At 61.4% G+C, this 18,907-nt stretch carries 22 protein-coding genes; 4 read left to right on the plus strand and 18 right to left on the minus strand.

Features of this window, described 5'->3' with window-relative positions; all coding sequences use genetic code 11:
* Positions 1-72: 72 nt before the first annotated feature.
* Positions 73-990, minus strand: a complete 918-nt coding sequence (locus tag B7L72_RS13150) for an AEC family transporter (RefSeq protein ID WP_081194899.1) — start codon at positions 988-990, stop codon at positions 73-75.
* A 60-nt stretch (positions 991-1,050) separates the two neighbouring features.
* Between B7L72_RS13150 and B7L72_RS13155 the strand changes: the two genes are divergently transcribed.
* Together B7L72_RS13155 and B7L72_RS13160 are read left to right on the plus strand one after the other, a co-directional pair.
* Complete coding sequence (locus B7L72_RS13155; protein WP_249273261.1) at positions 1,051-1,602, plus strand: hypothetical protein; 552 nt, start codon at positions 1,051-1,053, stop codon at positions 1,600-1,602.
* A 4-nt stretch (positions 1,603-1,606) separates the two neighbouring features.
* Entirely contained in the window at positions 1,607-2,212 is a 606-nt protein-coding gene (locus B7L72_RS13160) for an SCO family protein (RefSeq protein WP_081194901.1), read from the plus strand.
* Here the strand turns inward: B7L72_RS13160 and B7L72_RS13165 are convergent.
* The 7 genes from B7L72_RS13165 to B7L72_RS13195 form a co-directional block, all read right to left on the minus strand.
* Positions 2,209-3,291 carry a PHB depolymerase family esterase gene (locus B7L72_RS13165; RefSeq protein ID WP_081194903.1) on the minus strand — a complete coding sequence of 361 codons (1,083 nt, stop codon included), beginning with the start codon at positions 3,289-3,291 and terminating at the stop codon, positions 2,209-2,211. The genes B7L72_RS13160 and B7L72_RS13165 overlap by 4 nt on opposite strands.
* A 3-nt stretch (positions 3,292-3,294) precedes the next feature.
* The gene (locus B7L72_RS13170) at positions 3,295-3,975 is read right to left on the minus strand and encodes an FKBP-type peptidyl-prolyl cis-trans isomerase (protein WP_081138611.1); all 681 of its coding nucleotides are present in this window, start codon (positions 3,973-3,975) and stop codon (positions 3,295-3,297) included.
* Between the two features lie 141 nt (positions 3,976-4,116).
* Entirely contained in the window at positions 4,117-4,560 is a 444-nt protein-coding gene (locus B7L72_RS13175; protein WP_016915442.1) for a universal stress protein, read from the minus strand.
* 14 nt (positions 4,561-4,574) lie between these two features.
* Positions 4,575-5,858, minus strand: coding sequence for a TRAP transporter large permease (locus B7L72_RS13180; protein ID WP_016915443.1), 1,284 nt, complete (start codon positions 5,856-5,858; stop codon positions 4,575-4,577).
* 17 nt (positions 5,859-5,875) lie between these two features.
* On the minus strand, positions 5,876-6,463 hold the full coding sequence (locus B7L72_RS13185; RefSeq protein ID WP_016915444.1) for a TRAP transporter small permease: 588 nt from the start codon (positions 6,461-6,463) through the stop codon (positions 5,876-5,878).
* Positions 6,464-6,691: 228 nt separating this feature from the next.
* Entirely contained in the window at positions 6,692-7,738 is a 1,047-nt protein-coding gene (locus B7L72_RS13190) for a TRAP transporter substrate-binding protein (RefSeq protein WP_081138609.1), read from the minus strand.
* Positions 7,739-7,956: 218 nt separating this feature from the next.
* Positions 7,957-8,538: a TIGR02444 family protein gene (locus tag B7L72_RS13195; RefSeq protein WP_254893821.1), complete on the minus strand. Its 582-nt coding sequence runs from the start codon at positions 8,536-8,538 to the stop codon at positions 7,957-7,959.
* Between the two features lie 29 nt (positions 8,539-8,567).
* Here B7L72_RS13195 and B7L72_RS13200 point away from each other — a divergent pair, with 29 nt between their 5' ends.
* Positions 8,568-10,514, plus strand: coding sequence for an ABC-F family ATP-binding cassette domain-containing protein (locus B7L72_RS13200; protein ID WP_081194907.1), 1,947 nt, complete (start codon positions 8,568-8,570; stop codon positions 10,512-10,514).
* A 10-nt stretch (positions 10,515-10,524) separates the two neighbouring features.
* On the opposite strand, the gene dtd is transcribed toward B7L72_RS13200, so the two are convergent.
* The 9 genes from dtd to B7L72_RS13240 form a co-directional block, all read right to left on the minus strand.
* Positions 10,525-10,962: a D-aminoacyl-tRNA deacylase gene (gene dtd, locus B7L72_RS13205; RefSeq protein WP_081194909.1), complete on the minus strand. Its 438-nt coding sequence runs from the start codon at positions 10,960-10,962 to the stop codon at positions 10,525-10,527.
* Between the two features lie 47 nt (positions 10,963-11,009).
* Positions 11,010-11,171, minus strand: a complete 162-nt coding sequence (locus B7L72_RS18600; protein WP_016915449.1) for a hypothetical protein — start codon at positions 11,169-11,171, stop codon at positions 11,010-11,012.
* Between the two features lie 154 nt (positions 11,172-11,325).
* Positions 11,326-12,171 (minus strand): universal stress protein, encoded by an 846-nt coding sequence (locus B7L72_RS13210; RefSeq protein WP_081194911.1) that lies wholly within the window; start codon positions 12,169-12,171, stop codon positions 11,326-11,328.
* A gap of 131 nt (positions 12,172-12,302) precedes the next feature.
* The gene (thiD, locus tag B7L72_RS13215; RefSeq protein ID WP_081138604.1) at positions 12,303-13,118 is read right to left on the minus strand and encodes a bifunctional hydroxymethylpyrimidine kinase/phosphomethylpyrimidine kinase; all 816 of its coding nucleotides are present in this window, start codon (positions 13,116-13,118) and stop codon (positions 12,303-12,305) included.
* A gap of 15 nt (positions 13,119-13,133) precedes the next feature.
* Positions 13,134-14,549: a TRAP transporter large permease subunit gene (locus tag B7L72_RS13220; RefSeq protein WP_081194913.1), complete on the minus strand. Its 1,416-nt coding sequence runs from the start codon at positions 14,547-14,549 to the stop codon at positions 13,134-13,136.
* Entirely contained in the window at positions 14,549-15,097 is a 549-nt protein-coding gene (locus tag B7L72_RS13225; protein WP_081194915.1) for a TRAP transporter small permease subunit, read from the minus strand. The genes B7L72_RS13220 and B7L72_RS13225 overlap by 1 nt, the downstream gene beginning before the upstream one ends.
* A 115-nt stretch (positions 15,098-15,212) precedes the next feature.
* On the minus strand, positions 15,213-16,064 hold the full coding sequence (locus B7L72_RS13230; RefSeq protein ID WP_081194917.1) for an endonuclease/exonuclease/phosphatase family protein: 852 nt from the start codon (positions 16,062-16,064) through the stop codon (positions 15,213-15,215).
* A 2-nt stretch (positions 16,065-16,066) separates the two neighbouring features.
* Positions 16,067-16,699 carry a thiol:disulfide interchange protein DsbA/DsbL gene (locus B7L72_RS13235; RefSeq protein ID WP_081194919.1) on the minus strand — a complete coding sequence of 211 codons (633 nt, stop codon included), beginning with the start codon at positions 16,697-16,699 and terminating at the stop codon, positions 16,067-16,069.
* 115 nt (positions 16,700-16,814) lie between these two features.
* A complete protein-coding gene (locus B7L72_RS13240) occupies positions 16,815-17,444 on the minus strand; it encodes a c-type cytochrome (RefSeq protein WP_081194921.1) in 630 nt (209 codons plus the stop codon).
* Positions 17,445-17,749: 305 nt separating this feature from the next.
* Here B7L72_RS13240 and yihA point away from each other — a divergent pair, with 305 nt between their 5' ends.
* Positions 17,750-18,397, plus strand: coding sequence for a ribosome biogenesis GTP-binding protein YihA/YsxC (yihA, locus tag B7L72_RS13245; RefSeq protein WP_016915456.1), 648 nt, complete (start codon positions 17,750-17,752; stop codon positions 18,395-18,397).
* Between the two features lie 19 nt (positions 18,398-18,416).
* On the opposite strand, the gene B7L72_RS13250 is transcribed toward yihA, so the two are convergent.
* Positions 18,417-18,907 (minus strand): HAD family hydrolase (locus B7L72_RS13250; protein ID WP_081194923.1); only part of this gene is annotated, 491 nt, incomplete at its 5' end.

Consider the following 18,907-nt stretch of genomic DNA (forward strand, 5'->3'; position numbering starts at 1 on the left):
AAACGCCACACCCATAATGTAATAGTTCTCATTTAATCCGTCAACTCAAATGCTAATGGTTTTTATTTATTTTTATCCCCCCACCCATTGCAGCCATATCGGCAACGTCAGCATCGCCAATAGCGTCTGTCCAGTGATGATCGCCGCCATGAGCTCGGCATCGCCGCCCAGCTGTCGCGCCAGGATATAGGCCGATGTGGCCGTGGGCAGCGCCGCAAAGAGTAGCGCCACGTCTCGGCTGACGGGGTCCAGCCTCAACGCCCAGGCCAATACCAGCACCAATACAGGCATCAGCACCAGCTTGATGGTATTGGTGGCCAACACACCGCGGTCAAAGCGCAGCAACGCACGCGGGCGCAGCGCCACCCCGACCGCCACCAGTCCCAACGGCAAGGCAGCACCCCCCAGCAGCGAGACGGTGTCTTCGCTCCAGCCGGGCAGGCCGATGCCGCTCACGTTCAAGGCAATCCCCACCAGACAGCCCAGAATCAGCGGATTCTTGATCAGCGCCAGGGCGCTTTTGCCCACGCTGGCACTGCCCAGGGTGCCCGCAGCCACAAAGCTGGCGACGCACATCACGTTGACGATAGGCACCATCAGCGCCACGGCCACAGCGGCCGTCGTGGCTCCCAGGCTGCCATGCAGTGCGGCGGCCCCCGCGACACCCACATAGGTATTGAAGCGCACGGCCCCCTGGAAGACGGACGTGAACGCCGCTGGCTCCAAAGCCAACCAGCCCCGAAAATGCCAGAGCGCCATACCGAACAGGGCCATCGCCCCCAGCAGCACCAGCGCCAGCCGCCCGACAGGCACCTGACTGACGTCCGCGGTAGCCAACGTGCCCACCAGCATGGCGGGGAACAGCACGAAGTAGATCAAGCGCTCCATCTGTACCCAGAACTCACTGCTGGGCCAGCGGCGGTTGCCTAGTAGAACGCCCAGCAGAATCAGTAGAAACAGGGGGCCAAGCGCGCCCGTAATACTCTCCATTTGGTTTCCTTATCAAGTGCGACATCCCAGCACAGCGACATCCGCTGGATAGCTGTTACCATGAATCCAACTTCCCCGCCTCACGGCTTGCGTAGCGACTATTCTGCCATGAAGAAATTGCCTGAACCCGTCGAGCCGACGGGTTTTCCAGCGCTAAAAGTGTTGATATTGGTCACGGGCCTCGCGCTGGCGGCCTGCACCTGGTATGTCTTTGCCAACTGGCTGAAGGGCGACAGCGATGTGGTCTGGTTCTCGCCCAGCGGTGAGTGCAACTTGCATACTAGCCAATGTTCGGCAACGCTGGGAGACAAGGGGCACCTGTCCCTCTCCATCGATGCCCATGGGCGTATCCAGGCGCTGGAAGTGCTGCCTCTGGACGTCGAAGTGGACGGCGTTAGCGCCAACCAGGTGACCGTCGACTTCGTGGGCCGAGACATGGACATGGGCTTGCACCGTTTCACGCTGAACGAAACGGCGCCCGGCCATTTCCACGGCCAGGGGCAGGTAGGCATTTGCACCCAGGACGTCATGCCCTGGCGGGCTCGGGTCATTCTCGATACGCCCGAGGGCAAGCTGGGTAGCTGGTTCGATTTCGATGTCACAAGGAGCTGAAGGCATGGCGGCAGCAAATAAACGTAAACCGCTGGTGTGGGGGTTGGCACTGCTGGGTGTACTGCTGACGATCAGCGCCGTCGGGATGTACCAGCTGGCCACCCCGTCGAACGACGGCGAGCCGCAAGGTGGCCCCATTGCCATGCCCTCCACCCACGGCGACTTTACGCTGGCCCAACTGAGTGACGACGAGATCGCCGTGGTCTCTTTCGGTTACACCTATTGCCCAGACGTCTGCCCCATGAACCAGGCCGTGAAGCGCCAAGTGCTGTCACAGCTGGACGAACAGCAGCGTGAGCGTGTAGTACCGGTGATGATCACCGTGGACCCGGAACGCGATACGCTGGAGCGCATGAGTGAATACATGCAGTTTTTCGGCGAGGAGTTTGTGGGGCTGGTGGGCAGCCAGGAACAGTTGAGCGATGTTGCCGAGCGCTATGGCATCATCTGGCGCCGTGTCGAGGCGCCGGATTCCGCCATGGCCTATACCATCGACCATAGTGCGTCACTGTTTCTGGTGAACCGTGAGGGAACCATCCTGCAGCGGGTGCTCTATTCGCCTACCCCCCATGGGTTGAAATCTGCCCTGGAGAGCGAGCTGGGCGGCTAGTCCGCCTCCTGCGTGCTTTCCTCTGCGGGAGCGTCGGGCGCCTCTTGGAGTCGCTCGACCATGGCTATTAGGGCTTTGGCCTGCGTGCCTTCTCGGGTGTCATGCAAAGGGTTGATTTGCCATGTACTTTCGGCAAACCCCCACCAGTCCCAACAGGCTTGCGGGTTGGCCATGCTGCTTTCGGTCTGGGGGTAGAGGATGATCTGCCCGTGCTCCTCGGCCCAGCGGTTCAGGCCGCTATAGCGAGCAAAGGTGTCGCCAATCGCTTGGTCATTCATCTGGCAGCCATGCAACGCCACGGTGACGGGGCAGCCTCCCGCGTCACACGCCTCAGGCACGAAGACATAGCCCGAATCGGCCAAGCCCTTGACGGCAAACTCGGACTGATCGAAGCGCCGTAACTCGCCTTCACTCTCCTGCACGGGCCGTTCGGGGTAGAGCCAGCCCAGCATATCGGCGGCCACATTGTCGCCACAGGCCAGTACGTGACTACCGCCGCCCAGATGGCAGTCGCCCAGGGATTGGGGGTCGATGGGGGCATCCTTGGGCATCGCCACCGGCCAGCCGTGGCCGGTATTCTCACGCTGCACATAGCGCAGCTGCTCGTCGGGCTCTGCCAACCAGCGCTGCCACTGCTTGGCCAACAGATCACCCAGCGCGGGAGATACCGTTGCGTCGGATTCGCCGTGCCACACGTAGGCTCTGAGCTGGCGCAACGCGTCACGACTGCCTACTTGCTCCAGCGCCGCATAACGCTCATGGCGCTGTTCCAGCGTATCCAGCGCGGGCAAACCTCGGCGAGTCATCATGCACTGGTTGAGCGCCAGGCTCAGCGCCCCCTGGGCGCAGCCCCAGGGGCCTGCGCCCAGCACCCCCAAGCCACTGAAATGCTCTGGCCAGGCAACGGCCAACTGCGTGGCCATGTAGCCACCCGACGAAACACCCACCACCGACGCAGCTTCGGGCATCGCACCCAACGCAGGCAGGTCAGCTGGCGGCGTGTCCGCCTGCACATGGGCAGCACTGCCGCCCATGAGCATCAATACGCCGAGCAGGCGATAAGCAATGGCGGCAGGCATGAGTTATTCGACGCCCAGCAGTTCAACGCGGAAGGTAAGCATCTCATTCGGACCAATCGGCCCTTGGCCACCCTCACCGTAAGCCAGCTCGGCAGGGATGTAGAGCATCCAGCTGTCGCCCACGCTCATCAGTTGCAGCGCTTCCTGCCAACCTTCGATGACCTGATTCACCTGGAAACTGACCGACTGGCCACGCTCGAAGGAGCTATCGAACACGGTGCCATCCAGCAGCATGCCTTCGTAGTTCACTTCCACGGTATCTTCAGGGCCAGGCGTGGCGCCATCGCCAGACTCCAGCACTTCATATTGAAGGCCCGACGCGGTGACTTCGACACCCTCACGCTCGGCGTTCTCTGCCAGGAAGGCCTGGCCTTCTTCCAGGTTCAGCTGGGCAATTTCAGCGGCCTGCTGTTCGCGGGCCTCCATGGAGCTCTCCTGGAAGGTCATCAGCGCTTCCATCATCTCTTCTTCGCTCATCGCCAGCTCATTGCCGTCGAACACGTCGCGCATACCATCGGTGAAGGCATCGAGATCCAGGTCTTCGATATCCGCCTGCATGCTCTCGCCCAACGTCACCCCCAGGCTGTAAGCCAAGCGTTGCTCATCGGTCTCGGGGGCCGCGGCGGCGAACGGTGCTACCAGCAATAAACCCGTCAGGGCAGTAGAAGTCACAAGTGCTTTCATGGAAAAACCTTATCCAGCGGCGCAGCGCGCCAACGTGTTGTCGAATCCCTAAAGACTAACACCCGCCGCGTCAGGCTGCATTACCTGACGCGGCGGGTGTTGTTCAGGCGTCCCCTTCAGACAACAGGATGCCGCAGAGGTTTACACCACTAGCGTAGGGCAGTGTGCCGCCCCAGCCACGCGCTGGGACACACTGCCCAGCAGCAGGTTCTTTTCGCCATTGGTGCCCTGTGCCCCAATCACGATCAAATCGCACTCCCGCTTGCGCGCGAAGCGCACGATGGTGCGCGAAGGTCGCCCGCCCTTGACGAAAGCGCGCACGCGCAGGCTGTCGGCTCCCAGCTCGATGGCATGCGACTTGGCGTGCACCGCAATTTCAGTGGCGTACTCTTTCAAGGCATCGTCCGGCAGGTCCAGCTTGTTGGGCCGAACCATGGAGAGCGAGGCCTCCAGCAGGCTGTGGTGCTTGAACACGCACAGCAGGTAGAGCTCTGCGCCGGTGAGCATGTGCAGGCCAACGGCCTTCTCCAGTGCTTTGATGGCCCCCTTGGAGCCATCGACAGGAATCAAAATGCGATTGAACATAAGCGCTCCTGTGGCTAGCGGAAAGCAAGGTCGCGCAGGAACAGCGCAATTTGCGGGAACATGATGACCAGAGCCGCGGCCAGGATCAGCATGAAAATGAACGGCGGCGTGCCGCGGATCACTTCCAGGTAAGGCCGCTTGAAAATCGCAATGGCGGTAAAGATGTCACACCCAAAGGGCGGCGTCGCCGAGCCAATGGCCACCTGCAGGGTGATCAGTACCCCCACCAGTACCGGGTCCAGCCCCGAAGCCGCAATCGCTGGCGCGAAAATAGGGGTCAGCACCAGAATCACCACGATGGGATCGACGAACATGCAGGCCACGAAGAAGGCGATCGAAATAGCCACCAGTACGCCCACGGGCCCCGCTTCGTTGATCCCGAAGGTACCCAGGATCGTCTGCGGGATCTGGGCAAACGAGATGATCCACGAGAAGCCGTTGCCTGCCGCCACCAGGATGAACACCACGGCGGTGATCAACCCCGTGGACTTGGCAATGGTGAACATGTCCGGCAGCTTCAGCGAGCGGAAAATCACGAATTCCAGCAGGAAGGCGTACAGTACGCAGGCCGCCGCCGCCTCGGTCGGGCTAAACACCCCGCCGTAAATACCACCGACGATCAGCACTGGAAAACCTAGTGGCCAAAGCGCCTTTTGCACGGCCACGGCTCGCTCTTTCCAGCTGGCCTTGGGCTCGGTGGGCACCTTGTTGACGATGGCGTAAATAATGCAATACGTGGAGAACATGGCCAAAATCAGCAGGCCCGGACCGATACCAGCAATGAACAGCTCGGCAATCGACGTTTGTGATACCACCCCGTAAATGATCATGCCGATACTGGGCGGTATCAAAAAGGCGATGTCGCTGGAGTTGATGATCAGCGCCAGGGTGAAGGGATCTTTATAGCCAGCCTTCAGCATACGTGGACGCAACGGGGAGCCGACGGCCACCACGGTCGCTTGGGTAGACCCGGACACGGCACCAAACAGCGTACAGGAGACCGCCGTACTGACGGCCAGGCCGCCTTTGATATGGCCCACGAAGGTCATCACCATGTCGATCAATCGGTTGGCCGACTGCCCGCGGGTCATGATGTCGGCTGCCAGAATGAACATGGGCACCGCAATCAGCGCGGTGGGGCTGATACCGCGCATCATCTGCTGGATGAGCGTTTCCATCTGCCCCAGGCCGCCGAAGCTCATGAAAAAGCCCACGAAGGCCGCGGTCATCAAGGGAATCATCATCGGGAAGCCGAGCAGCAGCAGCACGATCATGATGGTAATTATCGTTGCAGTCATGCGTGTTTCCTCGCTGCCTAGACTTCGGTTTCGGTGTCCTTGTAGCCGTCCACCACATGCGTGGACAGGTACACATCCTTCGAAAGCAGGTTAGTGATCGCCGTCATGACGTATTGAATGCCGGTGACGGCAAAGCCCACGGGCACCCAGACGTACATCCACCAGGCCGGAATGCCCGTGGAGGGCAGGCTGCGGCCGCGGCCCATAATGGTATCGATGTAACCAATCGAGAAGTAGCACAGCACGAACATCACTAGCGCCGTGAACAGGCTGATGACAATCATCAGCGCGCGGCGCCCTCCTGTGGGCAGCGCATCGTAGATCGCCGACATGCGGATATGCCGACCATGCCGAGCGGCATAGCCAATCCCGGCAAAGGTCACCAGCACGATCAGCATACGGTTGACCTCTTCGGAAAAGTGCAGACTCTCACCAAACACGAAGCGACCAATGACGTTGGCCACGGTATTGATCGCCATCAGAATGACGCCCGTCGCCAGAATCACGGCCTCCATTTTACTGATCCACGTATCAACGGTACCCAGCAGCCCAGGCAGCATAGAGCGATACTGTTTTTCAGCAACATCATCTTCGCTCATATCCATTGGAGTTGTTCCTCTCTGTTCCCGTTAAACTTGTCGGTCTACCTTGCTACTGTAGCGGCTTGAACCAGCACACCATTCAACGCTGATTAGCCGCACCTGCGTCACGGTAGATGGGTGTTGCTCTTCACCAAGGGGTGAACAAAAAAGGGGCAGCACTTGGCCACCCCTTTTGCTTTCACGCATTTGCGGGCCTTGTGGGCATCACTCCTGCCAGGCCCTCGCCATGAATCAGTTGCTGGTCACGGCTTCGAGGTCTTCCTTGAACTGCTCGAGCAGTGCCGCACCGCGCTCGCCCGTCATCTCCACGAAGCGCTCTTCTACCTGGGGCGCACGCTCGCGGAAGGCTTGAATCTGCTCTTCATTGAGACGCGTCACGGTCACGTCATCCGAGGCGGCCTGGATTTTCTCCAGTGACTCCTCAGCCAAGCCCGAGATGTGCTCCATGGTGTGCTCGTAAGCCGCTTCCGTGGCATCACGTACCAGCTGCTGATCATCTTCCGAGAGACCTTCGAAGAAGTCCTGATTGGCCATCATGGCCGTGGTGAACCAGCCATGACCGGTGAACACCAGATTGGGGGAAACTTCATACAGGCCGCCCGACTCGATCCAGAAGATGGGGTTTTCCTGGCCCTGCAGAATGTTGGTTTGCAGGCCACCATATACCTCACCCCAGGGCAGCGGCGTGGGGCTGGCGCCGAAGGCGCGATAGGTTTCCGCCAGCAGCGGGTTGGTCATGGTGCGGATGTTCTTGCCACGCAGCTCGTCTGGCGAGGTAAACGGTTCGTCGAGGGTGACGACCATCTCACCTTCTGGGTACATCTTGAGCAGCTCCAGCCCCTGCTCCGCGTAGAGCTCCGGGAAGGTTTCATGGATCGCGGTGCTGGAGTTGAAGAATTCGATGACCGTTTCTTCATCGGTGGGCAGTAGGTAAGGCACGAAGAAGATTTGCGCTTCGGGGATCAGTGCGCCCGTGAAACCAGGCGACTGGTTGACGAACTGCAGAATACCCGCTTGGGTCTGCTCCATGATGTCGTCAGACTCGCCCAGCTCGCCAAAACGATATACCTGGACGGTGTGGTCGGAGTTCTCTTCCACGTACTCCTTGAACGCCATGGCGAAGACGTCCTGAACGTCGCCTTCATACTCTTCGTGGGCATAACGCCAGTTATCTGCCTGCGCAGCGGCGCTCAGGCCCAGCAGCAGAGCACCTACGCTCGCGGACGTGATGAGTTTCGTGGTGAGTGAGCGGGTCGAAACAAACTTGTTTGGCTTCATACAGAGTTCCCTGACAGTGGTAGCGCGCTCCAAGAGTGCGCATGAAGTTAGTGTTGTCTGTCCAGTGCTGTCCTGATCAACCGCTAACACGCAGAAACGCTTTCACCTATCGATTAATGGCTGCTGGTGATTTATGGCTGCTGGATTCATTGCTGTGGGTTAGCGGGCGATTGCCACACAAGTGGTCACAGGTTATTCAAAAACAGCTTAATTTCAGGCTAGCGTGGTGATTTACAGTGGTCAAGCTGACTTGCCAGACATTCAAGCGCAGGGGAGATGCCATCGCATACGCGTGAACCACTCAACGAAGCGTTGTCAAATTTGGCAAAAAAGAGCCTATTCTGCAGCCAAATGCTACGATCTTGCATGCTATCATCAACTTCCTCCAAACGCTGTGAGACATGCTCGGAAGCCTGCGCCCACTGCTGCCAACGTTGAAGATTTACACGCTCGGCCTGCAGCTCGGCAGTTTTGATGCTCTTGCGCAACGCATCGATGGCCTCATCCTCAGCCGCCTGAGGCTTCAATTCACGGCGCAGGTGACGTAACGGCTCGGTAAACTGGCGCTGCCAGTGCGCTCGCTCACGGCTGATATCGGCAAGCGCCTCGCGCCTGGCCTGGAGGCCGTGGCAATACAGCCATCCATGCAGCAGCAGCTCGCAGACATCCACGTCGGCGGCGTCCTGTAGCGTCAAGCACGCCTGCTCCACACCGGGCTGGGCGTAAAAGGCCAGCGCAAAATCCCACAACGAACGATGCTGCAAAGCCTGCTGCAAGTCCTGCAATCGGTTAGAATCCATGAATTTACCCACTGGTTTCGGGAGAAAGCATGATCGCACTGCGCCAAGTCGCCCTGCAACGAGGTACGCAAACGCTCCTGGAAAGCGCCGACCTGACCCTGCACAACGGGGTCAAGGCAGGCATCATCGGGGCCAACGGGGCGGGTAAGTCGAGCCTGTTCAAGCTGCTGCTGGGCGAGCTGGGCCCGGACCAGGGCGATGTAGAGATGAGCGGTGGCCAACGTATCGCACACATGGCTCAGGAAGTGGAAGCGCTGGACCGGCCCATCGTCGAGTACGTGCTGGATGGCGATCATGCCCTGCGCCAGGCCGAAGCCGACCTGCTGGCCGCCCAGCAGGCGGGGGATGCCCACCGTGAAGCCGAATTGCACGGCCTGATCGAGACGCTGGATGGCTACAGCGCCGCCTCCCGCGCCGCCCAGCTGCTGGTGGGGCTGGGCTTCATACAGGCCGACCTGCAGCGCCCGCTTTCCGATTTTTCCGGTGGCTGGCGTATGCGAGTCAACCTGGCCCGCACCCTGTTCATGCCTTCCGACCTGCTGCTGCTCGACGAGCCGACCAACCACCTGGACCTGGATGCACTGCTGTGGCTGGAGCAGTGGCTGGTACGTTACCCGGGCACGCTGCTGCTGATCTCCCACGACCGCGACTTCCTGGATGCCGTGTGTGACCACATCGTCCACATGCATCAGCAGACCCTGGAGCTTTACCGGGGCAACTACTCACGCTTCGAGCGTACCCGCGCCGAGAAGCTCGCGCTCCAGCAGGCCGAAGCCGCCAAGCAGCAGGCACGCCGTGAGGAAATAGAGCGCTTCATCGCCCGCTTCAAGGCCAAAGCGACCAAGGCTCGCCAGGCCCAGAGCCGCATGAAGATGCTCGAGCGCATGGAAGATATCGCCATGGCGCACGTGGACTCGCCCTTCCACTTCACGCTGCCCGCCGCCGACAAAACCTCTCACCCCCTGCTGGTGCTGGACCAGGCAACCCTGGGATATCGCAGCGAAGCGGCCGATGTCGCGCAGCTGGAAAAGGTCAATATCACCCTGCTACCCGGTAGCCGCATTGGCTTGCTGGGGCCCAACGGCGCGGGCAAATCCACGCTGATCAAATCGCTGACCGGCGAGCTGGCCCTGCTGGAGGGCAAGCGGGTGCCCGGCGAACATCTGGCGATTGGTTACTTTGCCCAGCATCAGCTGGAAGGGCTGGACGTGACCACCACCCCGTTTGTCCACGTCCAGCGGCTCTCTCCTACCGCCAGCGATCAGGAAATCCGCAACTTCCTGGGCGGCTTCGGTTTCAAGGGCGATGACGCCTTCGGCGAGGTGGCAACCTTCTCGGGGGGCGAGAAGGCGCGCCTGGCGCTGGCGCTGGTGGCCTGGCAAAAACCCAACCTGCTGCTGCTGGACGAACCGACCAACCACCTGGACCTGGAAATGCGCGAAGCGCTCACTGAAGCGCTGGCCGCGTTCGAGGGCACCGTCATCCTGGTCTCCCACGACCGTCACCTGCTGCGCGCCACGGTCGATGAGTTCTGGCGTGTGGCCGACCATCGGGTCGAGCCGTTCGATGGCGACCTGGAGGATTACCGCGCCTGGCTGAAAGCACGCCTGGAAGAGAGCCGACGCGACGCACGCAGTGAAAAGAGCGAGCGCCAAGGGCAGCAACCCACTACCGACCGCAAGGCCGCTCGCAAGGCCGCCGCCGAGCTGCGTGAAAAGCTGCGACCCTTGAAAAAGGTTCGTGATCAGGCCGAAAAACAGATGGAGAAGGCCCAGGCGGCGCTGGAGGAAGTCGAAACCGTGCTGGCCGATGCCACGCTGTATACCAACAGCGCCCGCAAGGCGGAACTGACCCAGGCACTGGCCCGGCAAGCCGATGCCAAGGTCGAGCTGGAGCGCACCGAGCAGGCCTGGCTAGCCGCCGAAGAGGCGCTGGAAGCCATGGAAGCCGAACTGCTGGCCAGCGAAAACGCCTGAGGTTTTTCCGCTACCCTTCCAGCATGAAGGTCACCGGGCCATCGTTGACCAGCGCCACCTGCATGTCGGCGCCAAACTGCCCAGTGGCCACCGGTGGGCCCGCTTGCTGCGCGCGCGCCACCAGGTAATCGAATAGCCGCTCGCCCTCCTCCGGCGGTGCGGCGCTGGAAAAACCCGGCCGCAGCCCCTTGCGGGTATCGGCGGCCAGCGTGAACTGGGACACCAGCAGCAAGCCCCCCTGGGCCTGCTGCAGGTTATGGTTCATCTTGCCCGTCTCGTCACTGAACACGCGGTAATTCAGCAACTTGTGCAACAGCTTGTCGGCATTAGCCTCGCTGTCGCCTCTTTCGACGCCGATCAGCGCCACGAGCCCGTGATCGATAGCGCCAATGGCCTGCCCCTCCACCGTCACGCTGGCGGTGGTTACCCGTTGAATCAAAGCCTTCACGTTACGGCTACCCTTGGAATGGCTGAAAGGCAAGAGTCTAGCGCAGTTCAGCGGCGCCCTAACAGGGCATCCCGAAAACCTTCGCCCAGCGGTTGCGGCTCGTTTTCGCCTTCCAGCTGATAGTAGGCCCCCGCGCAGGCCGTCCAGATCATGTAGCGGAACACGCCACTGCCTAGCAGGATGTAGCGTTGGCCCTGGTCTTCGACCACACGGTCGAACTGCTAGCCGCGCTGTGGTGAACGGAGTGGATTGCTTGAGTCGCCGCGCGGTGTTTTCCTCCCAAGGCAGACGGAACAGAAACCCCTACGCTATACATGCCCATGTTATGCGTAAAGGTTCCGCACAACCAAAGGACTGGCGGCGCTACCAGGGGCGGCAGATCATCACATCGCAGTGCGGCTCGCTCAGCAGCATCTCGGTAAGCGGGTTGGGCTGCTGGGGTCGGCTGCGGCTTCCCAGCATCACCAGGTCAGGCGAATGGCGCTTGATATAGTCGCCGAGCACATCGCAGGGGTTGCCCGGCTCCAGTACCAGCTGCGTATCAGGCACGCCCTGCAGTTCGTCCATCAGGCTATCGACTTCGTTGTCCAGCGCCGTGCGCAGCCGGTTGACCTCATGGTCTCGCCACTGGGCGTAGAAGGCCTGATTACCCACCTCACGCTCGCCCGGCAGGCTCCAGGCATGCAGCAGGGTGATATGCGCCTCCGGGAAGCGTATCAGGGCTTCCTTGAGCGTCTGGCGTGCGGTCAGTGAAAAGTCGATGGGCACCACAATATGCTGCCAGGCCTGCGTAGGCGGGGTGAACGCGATGACCACCGGGCACGGCGCGCTGCGCAGCACGCGCATCATGGTGGTGCCCTGCAGTAGCTCCTTCTGGCCGCGCTTGCGATGCATACCCAGCACGATCAGCGATGCGTGACGCTCGTGGGCCTCGCGGACGATTTCCGCATGGGGCTCGCCCACCACGGTCTGGATCATCAGCGGAGGCAGCGCCAGAGCGTAGTCTTCACTTAAATCCGTCAGCGTGGCGCTGATATCATCACTGATGGCCTGTTCCAGGTCATGCAGGGTGCGATGCGGCAGATAAGGGTCGAGCACGTGCAGCGTGTTCAGGGAAGCACCTTGCTCCTGGGCAAGGCGCAGCGCGCGTGCGAACGCGGCGCGATTTTCCCGGGAAAGATCGGAGGCAAACAGCAGCGAGCGAGACATGGGCATGCTCCTTGGCCGAATAGCGCAGTCGGTTGGATGAAACGGGCACCCTTCAGCATGGTGCCCGTTTGCGCATCTCGCAAGCCGACTTTATCCGCGCATGCCCCAGATCAAGCTGCCCCCCAGCGCCGTTACCACCAGGCGTGGAAGTGGTGAACCGGCCCTCGCCCCTGGCCCACGTTGAGCCGCTCGCTGGCGGCCAGGGCCTCGTGCAACCACTGTTTGGCGGTGGTGATCGCCTCGATGGGAGCTTCGCTGCTTGCCTGAGCGGGCAGCCTCGCCAGGCACGCCGTGATCGCCGATGACAGCGCACAGCCGGTGCCGTGCAGGTTGTCGGTAGCAATCCGCTCGGCGGCCAGCCAGCGCTGGCCCTGAGGTGACGCCAGCAAATCCGGACAGGTTTCGCCCCGTAGATGCCCCCCCTTGAGCACCACGTAAGGCACGCCCAAGGCCACCAGCGCTGGCAGCAGCGACTCCATGTCCTCCAGCGACGCGGGCCGCGCGCGGTCCAGCAGCACTGCGGCTTCGGGGAGGTTGGGAGTGATCACATCCGCCAGCGGCACCAGAATATCGCGCACGGCGCGGATGCCAGCATCGTCCACCAGCACGTCACCGCTCTTCGCGACCATCACCGGGTCCAGCACGATCCAGCGCGGGCGACGCTGCTGCAGCACGTCGGCAATGGTCTGTGCCACGTCGCGGCTGGCCACCATGCCAATTTTTACGGCATCGATGTGCACATCGGCCAACAGGTGCTCCAACTGCTGGCGAATGGCCGCCACCGGGACGCCATGCACCCCGGCGACACCGCAGGTATTTTGTGCCGTCAGCGCCGTGATCACGCTAGTGCCATAGGTGCCCAGCGCCGAGAAGGTCTTCAGGTCCGCTTGAATGCCCGCCCCGCCCGAGGGGTCGGAGCCAGCGATGGTCAATACGTTGGCAATCATGACGCTCCTCACCTCTTAGAGAACAGAGGGTAGCCAAGTGGCGATGCCGGGGAAAATCGCCAGCGCCAACAGCATGCCCAACTGAAGAATGATGAACGGGATCACGCCCTTGTAAATGGCCGAGGTCGGCACGCTGGCCGGGGTCACGCCGCGCAGGTAGAACAGCGCAAAACCGAACGGCGGGGTCAAAAACGAGGTTTGCAGGTTGACCGCGATCATGATGCCCAGCCAGATGGGGTCTACGCCCATGGCCAGCAGTACGGGCCCGACGATGGGCACCACCACGAAGGTGATTTCGATGAAGTCGAGAATGAAGCCCAGCAGGAAGATCACCAGCATGACCACCAGCGTGGCCCCGACCACGCCGCCCGGCATGGCTTCGAACAGCTCGGTGACCAGCTCTTCACCACCGTAAGCGCGAAACACCAGTGAAAACAGCGCAGCGCCAATCAGAATCAGGAACACCATGCTGGTGACCTGCGCCGTGGAGTGCAGCGTTTCCTTGAGCATCTTGATACTCAGCTGGCGATTGGTCGCCGCCAGTACCAGCGCGCCAAACGCGCCCACCGCCGACGCTTCGGTAGGCGTTGCAAAGCCCCCCAGTATCGAGCCAAGCACCGCCACGATCAGCAGTACCGGAGGCAGCAAGCCTTTCAACAGCAGCGGCCAGATGCTCCCGGTGTGTCCCAGCTCGGCCTTCAGCGCTGCGCGGTCCGCCGCCGGTGCCGCCTCCGGCTTCAACCATGCCACCATCAGCAGATAGAGGATATACACCACGACCAGCAACAGGCCGGGCACCAATGCGCCAATGAACAAGTCCCCAATCGACAGGGTTTTCGGGCTCCACACGCCCATGGAGAGCTGCGCCTGCTGGTAGGCGTTGGAAAGTACGTCGCCCAGCAGCACCAGCGCAATCGAGGGAGGAATGATCTGCCCCAGCGTACCCGTGGCACAGATCGTGCCCGTGGCCAGCGCGGGCGAGTAGCCGCGCTTCAGCATCGTAGGCAGCGACAGAAGCCCCATGGTGACGACCGTGGCCCCGACGATCCCCGTAGAAGCCGCCAGCAGCATGCCGACGATGACCACCGCGATACCCAGGCCGCCGCGCAGCGCGCCGAAGGCCATGGCCATGGCGTCCAGCAGCGTTTCCGCTACCCGCGACTTCTCCAGCAGCACGCCCATGAGCACGAACAGCGGCACCGCCAGCAGCGTGGCATTGGTCATGATGCCGTAAAGCCGGTTGGGCATGGCATTCATCATGCGCGCTTCGAAGGGCACGTCCACGCCCATGGACTGCAGCAGCATACCGAACCCGGCAAAGGCCAATGCGGTGCCCGCCAGCGAGAGCGCCACCGGATACCCCAGCATCAACACGAGACAGACCGCCGCAAAGAGTACCAGCGGCATCATGTCTAATAAGGTCGCCAGCACTAGATGATCTCCTCATGAGTAGGGGGCGTGGTGGTCAGTTTGCCGCGCAATATCAAGGTCTGGCGAATCAGTTGCGCCACCGCCTGCAGTAGCAGTAGCGCCACCATCACCAGCATGAGCGTTTTCAACAGATAAACACCGGGAATGCCGCCATCCGGCGAGCGCTCCAGGATGGCCCAACTGCTACGCACGTAACGGTAGCTACTGAACGCAATGAAGAGCGACACCGGAATCAGCAGCAGCAGCGTGCCCAACAGGTCGATCCAGGCCCGCCCACGCGCCGATAGGCGGCGATAGAAAATATCGACCCGCACATGGCCATCGCGCTTGAGAGTCCAGGCGGCGCCGAGCATGAACACTGCGGCATGCATGTACATCACCGACTCCTGCATGACGATGCTGTTGATGCCCAGCCAGTAGCGCATAATGACAATGGCAAACTGGACCAGCATCATGATGATCACCAGCCAAGCAATGGCTCGGCCAATCCCCTCGGTTACGCAGTCCAGCCAACGCAATAAACGTGGCTCTTGAGCACTCGTCGGCATAGCAGATGTCCCAGCATGAATAAAAACGGCCCAGAATCATCGCTGATTCTGGGCCTGACGTCATCCCTATTCACGGGATTAAACGCTTATCCATCCGTCTGGGCCGTACGTCTGGCTATGGGCGCCCATGGGTTTGCGCGTGCTCGGCCTCTGCCAGCGCACTGACGCAGGCTGCGGGCAAGGGCAGGTCGACCGCGATGGGCAAGTGATCGGAAAACAGATGATCCAGCACGCGCACTTCTGCGGCTTCCAGCGTTTGGGACAGCAGAATATGATCCAGCGCCCTACGCGGCTGCCAAGAGGGGTAGCTGAGCAGCGGCTTCACCGGATGTAGCGGCAACGACGTGCTGAAACGCTCGTGGGCATGCAGTTGATCCGGCGTACAGTTGAGATCCCCCATCACGACCACATGGCGCAGCGGCTGAATGATGTCGCTGAGGTAGTCCAGTTGGCGTACTCGGCCACGGTGGCTCAAGGCCAAGTGGGCCACGAAGATGTGCAGGGCATCGGGGCCATCGCCATAGCGGGCATGAATCGCGCCTCGCCCTGGCAGCCGATGCTCTTCGATACGGCTCGGCACCAGCCGCGACAGCAGCCCGTTGCTGTGCTGAGCGAACTGCCCCAGGTTGCGGTTCAGCTGCTGAAAATAGTGCGGGAATTTTGCCTGGGCGGCGAGAAACTCCACCTGGTTGACACGGCTGGAGCGAAAGCTGCCGCCATCCACCTCCTGGAGGCCCACCACATCGAACTGCTCGAGCACGTTGCCCATCATCGCCAAGCGCTTCAAGCGCTGGGGATGCGGCAAGAAATGTTGCCAGCTGCGGGTGAGGTAATGGTGATAGGCAGAGGTCTGGATACCCACCTGCAGATTGAACGTCAGCAGGCGCAGGTGCCCCCGCTCCAGCAAGGGAGCGGCGGGCGCCTGTGGTGAGCCCGCAGGCTCACCGGTAGTGCCGTGTTCGAGCACGGTTATTGAGCGCGCTCGTTACGCACTTTTTCCACCAGGGCATCGGCAATGCGAGGCATGTTCTCGAGGCTGCCTGCGGTTTGTGGCGATACCACATAGCGACCATCCACCACGATGGCCGGAACCCCCATCAGGCGCATTTCACGCATGCGGCTGTTGGCCTTGTTGACATCGCTGCGTACGCTGAAAGCGGTCAACGCCTGCTTGGCTTCTTCTTCACTGACGCCGTAGTTGGCGAAGAACTCGGCAATGTCGTCCGGGTCGGTCAGAGAGCGGCCATCCTGATGGATGGCATCGAAGAAGTCGCCATGCATTTCTTCTTCGATACCCAGCGACTGAGCGGCGTAGAAGGCCGTGGCGTGGGTATTCCAGTCACCGCCCATGGTGGCCGGCATGTGGATCACACTGACGTCGTCTTCCAGCGTGGCGTACCAGTCGCTGACATGCTCTTGCAACCGGTAGCAGTGCGGGCAGCCAAACCAGAACGCTTCGGTCACTTCAATTTGGCCTTCTTCCACCTGCGTGGCGACCGGAGACGCCAGCAGCGTGTAGTGCTGACCTTCCACCAACTCCTGGGCACTGACCGCAGCGGAAAGACCTAGACCAGCCAGGGCGACCATCAACGTTTTCAACATAGCGAGAACTCTCCAGAATAAGCGAGCCAACAAGGGCGAGGCTAAGACCACCGCTTGCACAGGCAGGTTCCCCACCCTGCCGGTTCAGCGCAGGATGGGGCACGGCATCGAGCGCTTAGTTCAGGCCCAATACGTAGTTCGCAACCGCTTCCATGTCACGATCGCTCATCTTGGAAGCGATATCGCCCATCAGGTTGTTGGGGCTGTTGGTACGCTCGCCTGATGCGAAGTCCTGCAGAGTGGAGATGGTGTACTCCACGTGCTGACCCGACAGCGCCGGATAGACGGCACTACCGATCCCGACACCGGTGGGCGTATGGCATGCGCTGCAGGCAGGAATGCCCTTGCTCATGTCACCTGCGCGATACAGCTCTTCACCGCGGGCGAGCAGCTCGGCGTCTTCATCGCTGGTTTGACCCAGGTTGGCGTCCTGACCGGCGAAGAAGGCCGCCACGTCCCAGGCGTCCTGGTCGGAGAAGTCGTCTACTTGACCTGCCATGGTGGGCACCAGGCGGTCGCCGTCACGAATGTCCATGATCTGCTTGGCCAGATAGGACATCTGCTGCCCAGCCAGGTTGGGGAAAGCGCCCGAAGGGCTGATACCCGCTTGGCCATGACAGGCGGCGCAGGTTTGTGCCATTTCGCGGCCTGCGGCCGCATCTGCATCGGCTTCATAGTCCGTTTGGGCGTGAGCGGTGCCAACGGCACCCATGGTAATTGCCAGGCTTGCCAGTAACTTTCTCATTGCTATTCCACTATGCCGTTTGATTATTGACTGGTACGCACCCTGGGCGCTGCCCAGGCTCTGCACACTACCAGGGTCAGCTCCGCCGAAACGAACAACAGGTTGTTGGTCGCTGCTGGCTAGAACGCGATGGTACACTAGCGCCCCAGGTCGCAGTTATAAACCTCATGCATTATAACGAATCACCCAAGCGGCGGGAATGCAAGTCCATGTCTGCTTTTGGGGTAATTCGTCGCGGTACCTTGGCGATCCCTGCAGGATGGCTCGATGAGCCCTCTTTCATGTCTGTTTTCAGGAACACCATCATGTCTACCCTTCATGATAGCCCAGTCCCACGACTGAACTACCCTACTGCGCGATTCTTGATCAGCGCCCCCACGCTGGCCCTGTGCCCGGACGACACCGGCGCCGAAGTGGCATTTGCCGGGCGCTCCAATGCGGGCAAGTCTAGTGCCATCAACGCGCTGACCCAGCAGAACGCGCTGGCACGCACCTCGCGCACCCCCGGGCGCACCCAGCTGATCAACTTTTTCAGCGTGATGAACGATGAAAGTCGCCGCCTGGTCGACCTGCCCGGCTATGGCTATGCCAAAGTGCCGGAAGCGGTCAAGATCGAGTGGCAGCAGCACCTCTCCGAGTACCTGCGCGGCCGCTTCAGCCTGCGTGGCCTGGTCCTGCTCATGGACGTGCGTCACCCGCTCACCGAATTCGACCAGATGATGCTGGAGTTCGCCGACCAGCGGGGCATGCCGGTACATATTCTGCTGACCAAGGCCGACAAGCTGAAGAAAGGGCCTGCCAGCGCGGCGCTGCAGAAGGTTCGTTCACGCCTGAAAGAGTGGGAAGACCTGGTCTCGGTACAGCTCTTCTCCTCCCTCAAGCGTCAGGGCGTGGACACGCTTTCCCAGACCCTGGACCGCTGGCTGCACACGCCCGAAGAAACCGAACACTGAGCGTGCGTCAGGTGCGTCTTCAGCGGCGCTGCTCCAGCCATGCAATCAGCGTTGGCAACTCCTTCACGTGGGCAATGCGATGCACTCGGGTGGGCAGCGCCTGATCGCCACGTTCGGCCACCCAGGCCGCGTGCATGCCTAACTGCTGCGCGGGCAGCACATCCTCTTGCCACGAATCGCCCACATGCATGGCCCGGGCAGGCACGGTCGCGAGCCGTTCGAGCGCGGTCAAAAACGGCTTGGGGTCCGGCTTGGGGGCGAGCAACTCACCGGCCGCAATCGCTATGGGAAAGTGGGCGGCCAGCGGCTGGCGCTTGAGATGAATGTTGCCGTTGGTGATGGCAGCCAGCCGATAGCGCTGGGCCAGCGCGGCCAGCAAGCCATCCGCCTCCGGGTGAGGCGTGACCTGCACCCGTAGACGGTGAAACTCGTTCATCGCGGCGGCGGCCCACAGCAGCGCCGCGCTGCGCGGTAGCCCGCTGGCCTCCAGCTGCGCTTCCAGCGCCCGTA

Source organism: Halomonas sp. BC1, from assembly GCF_002078135.1.
In the GTDB taxonomy this organism is placed as follows: Bacteria; Pseudomonadota; Gammaproteobacteria; order Pseudomonadales; family Halomonadaceae; genus Vreelandella; species Vreelandella stevensii.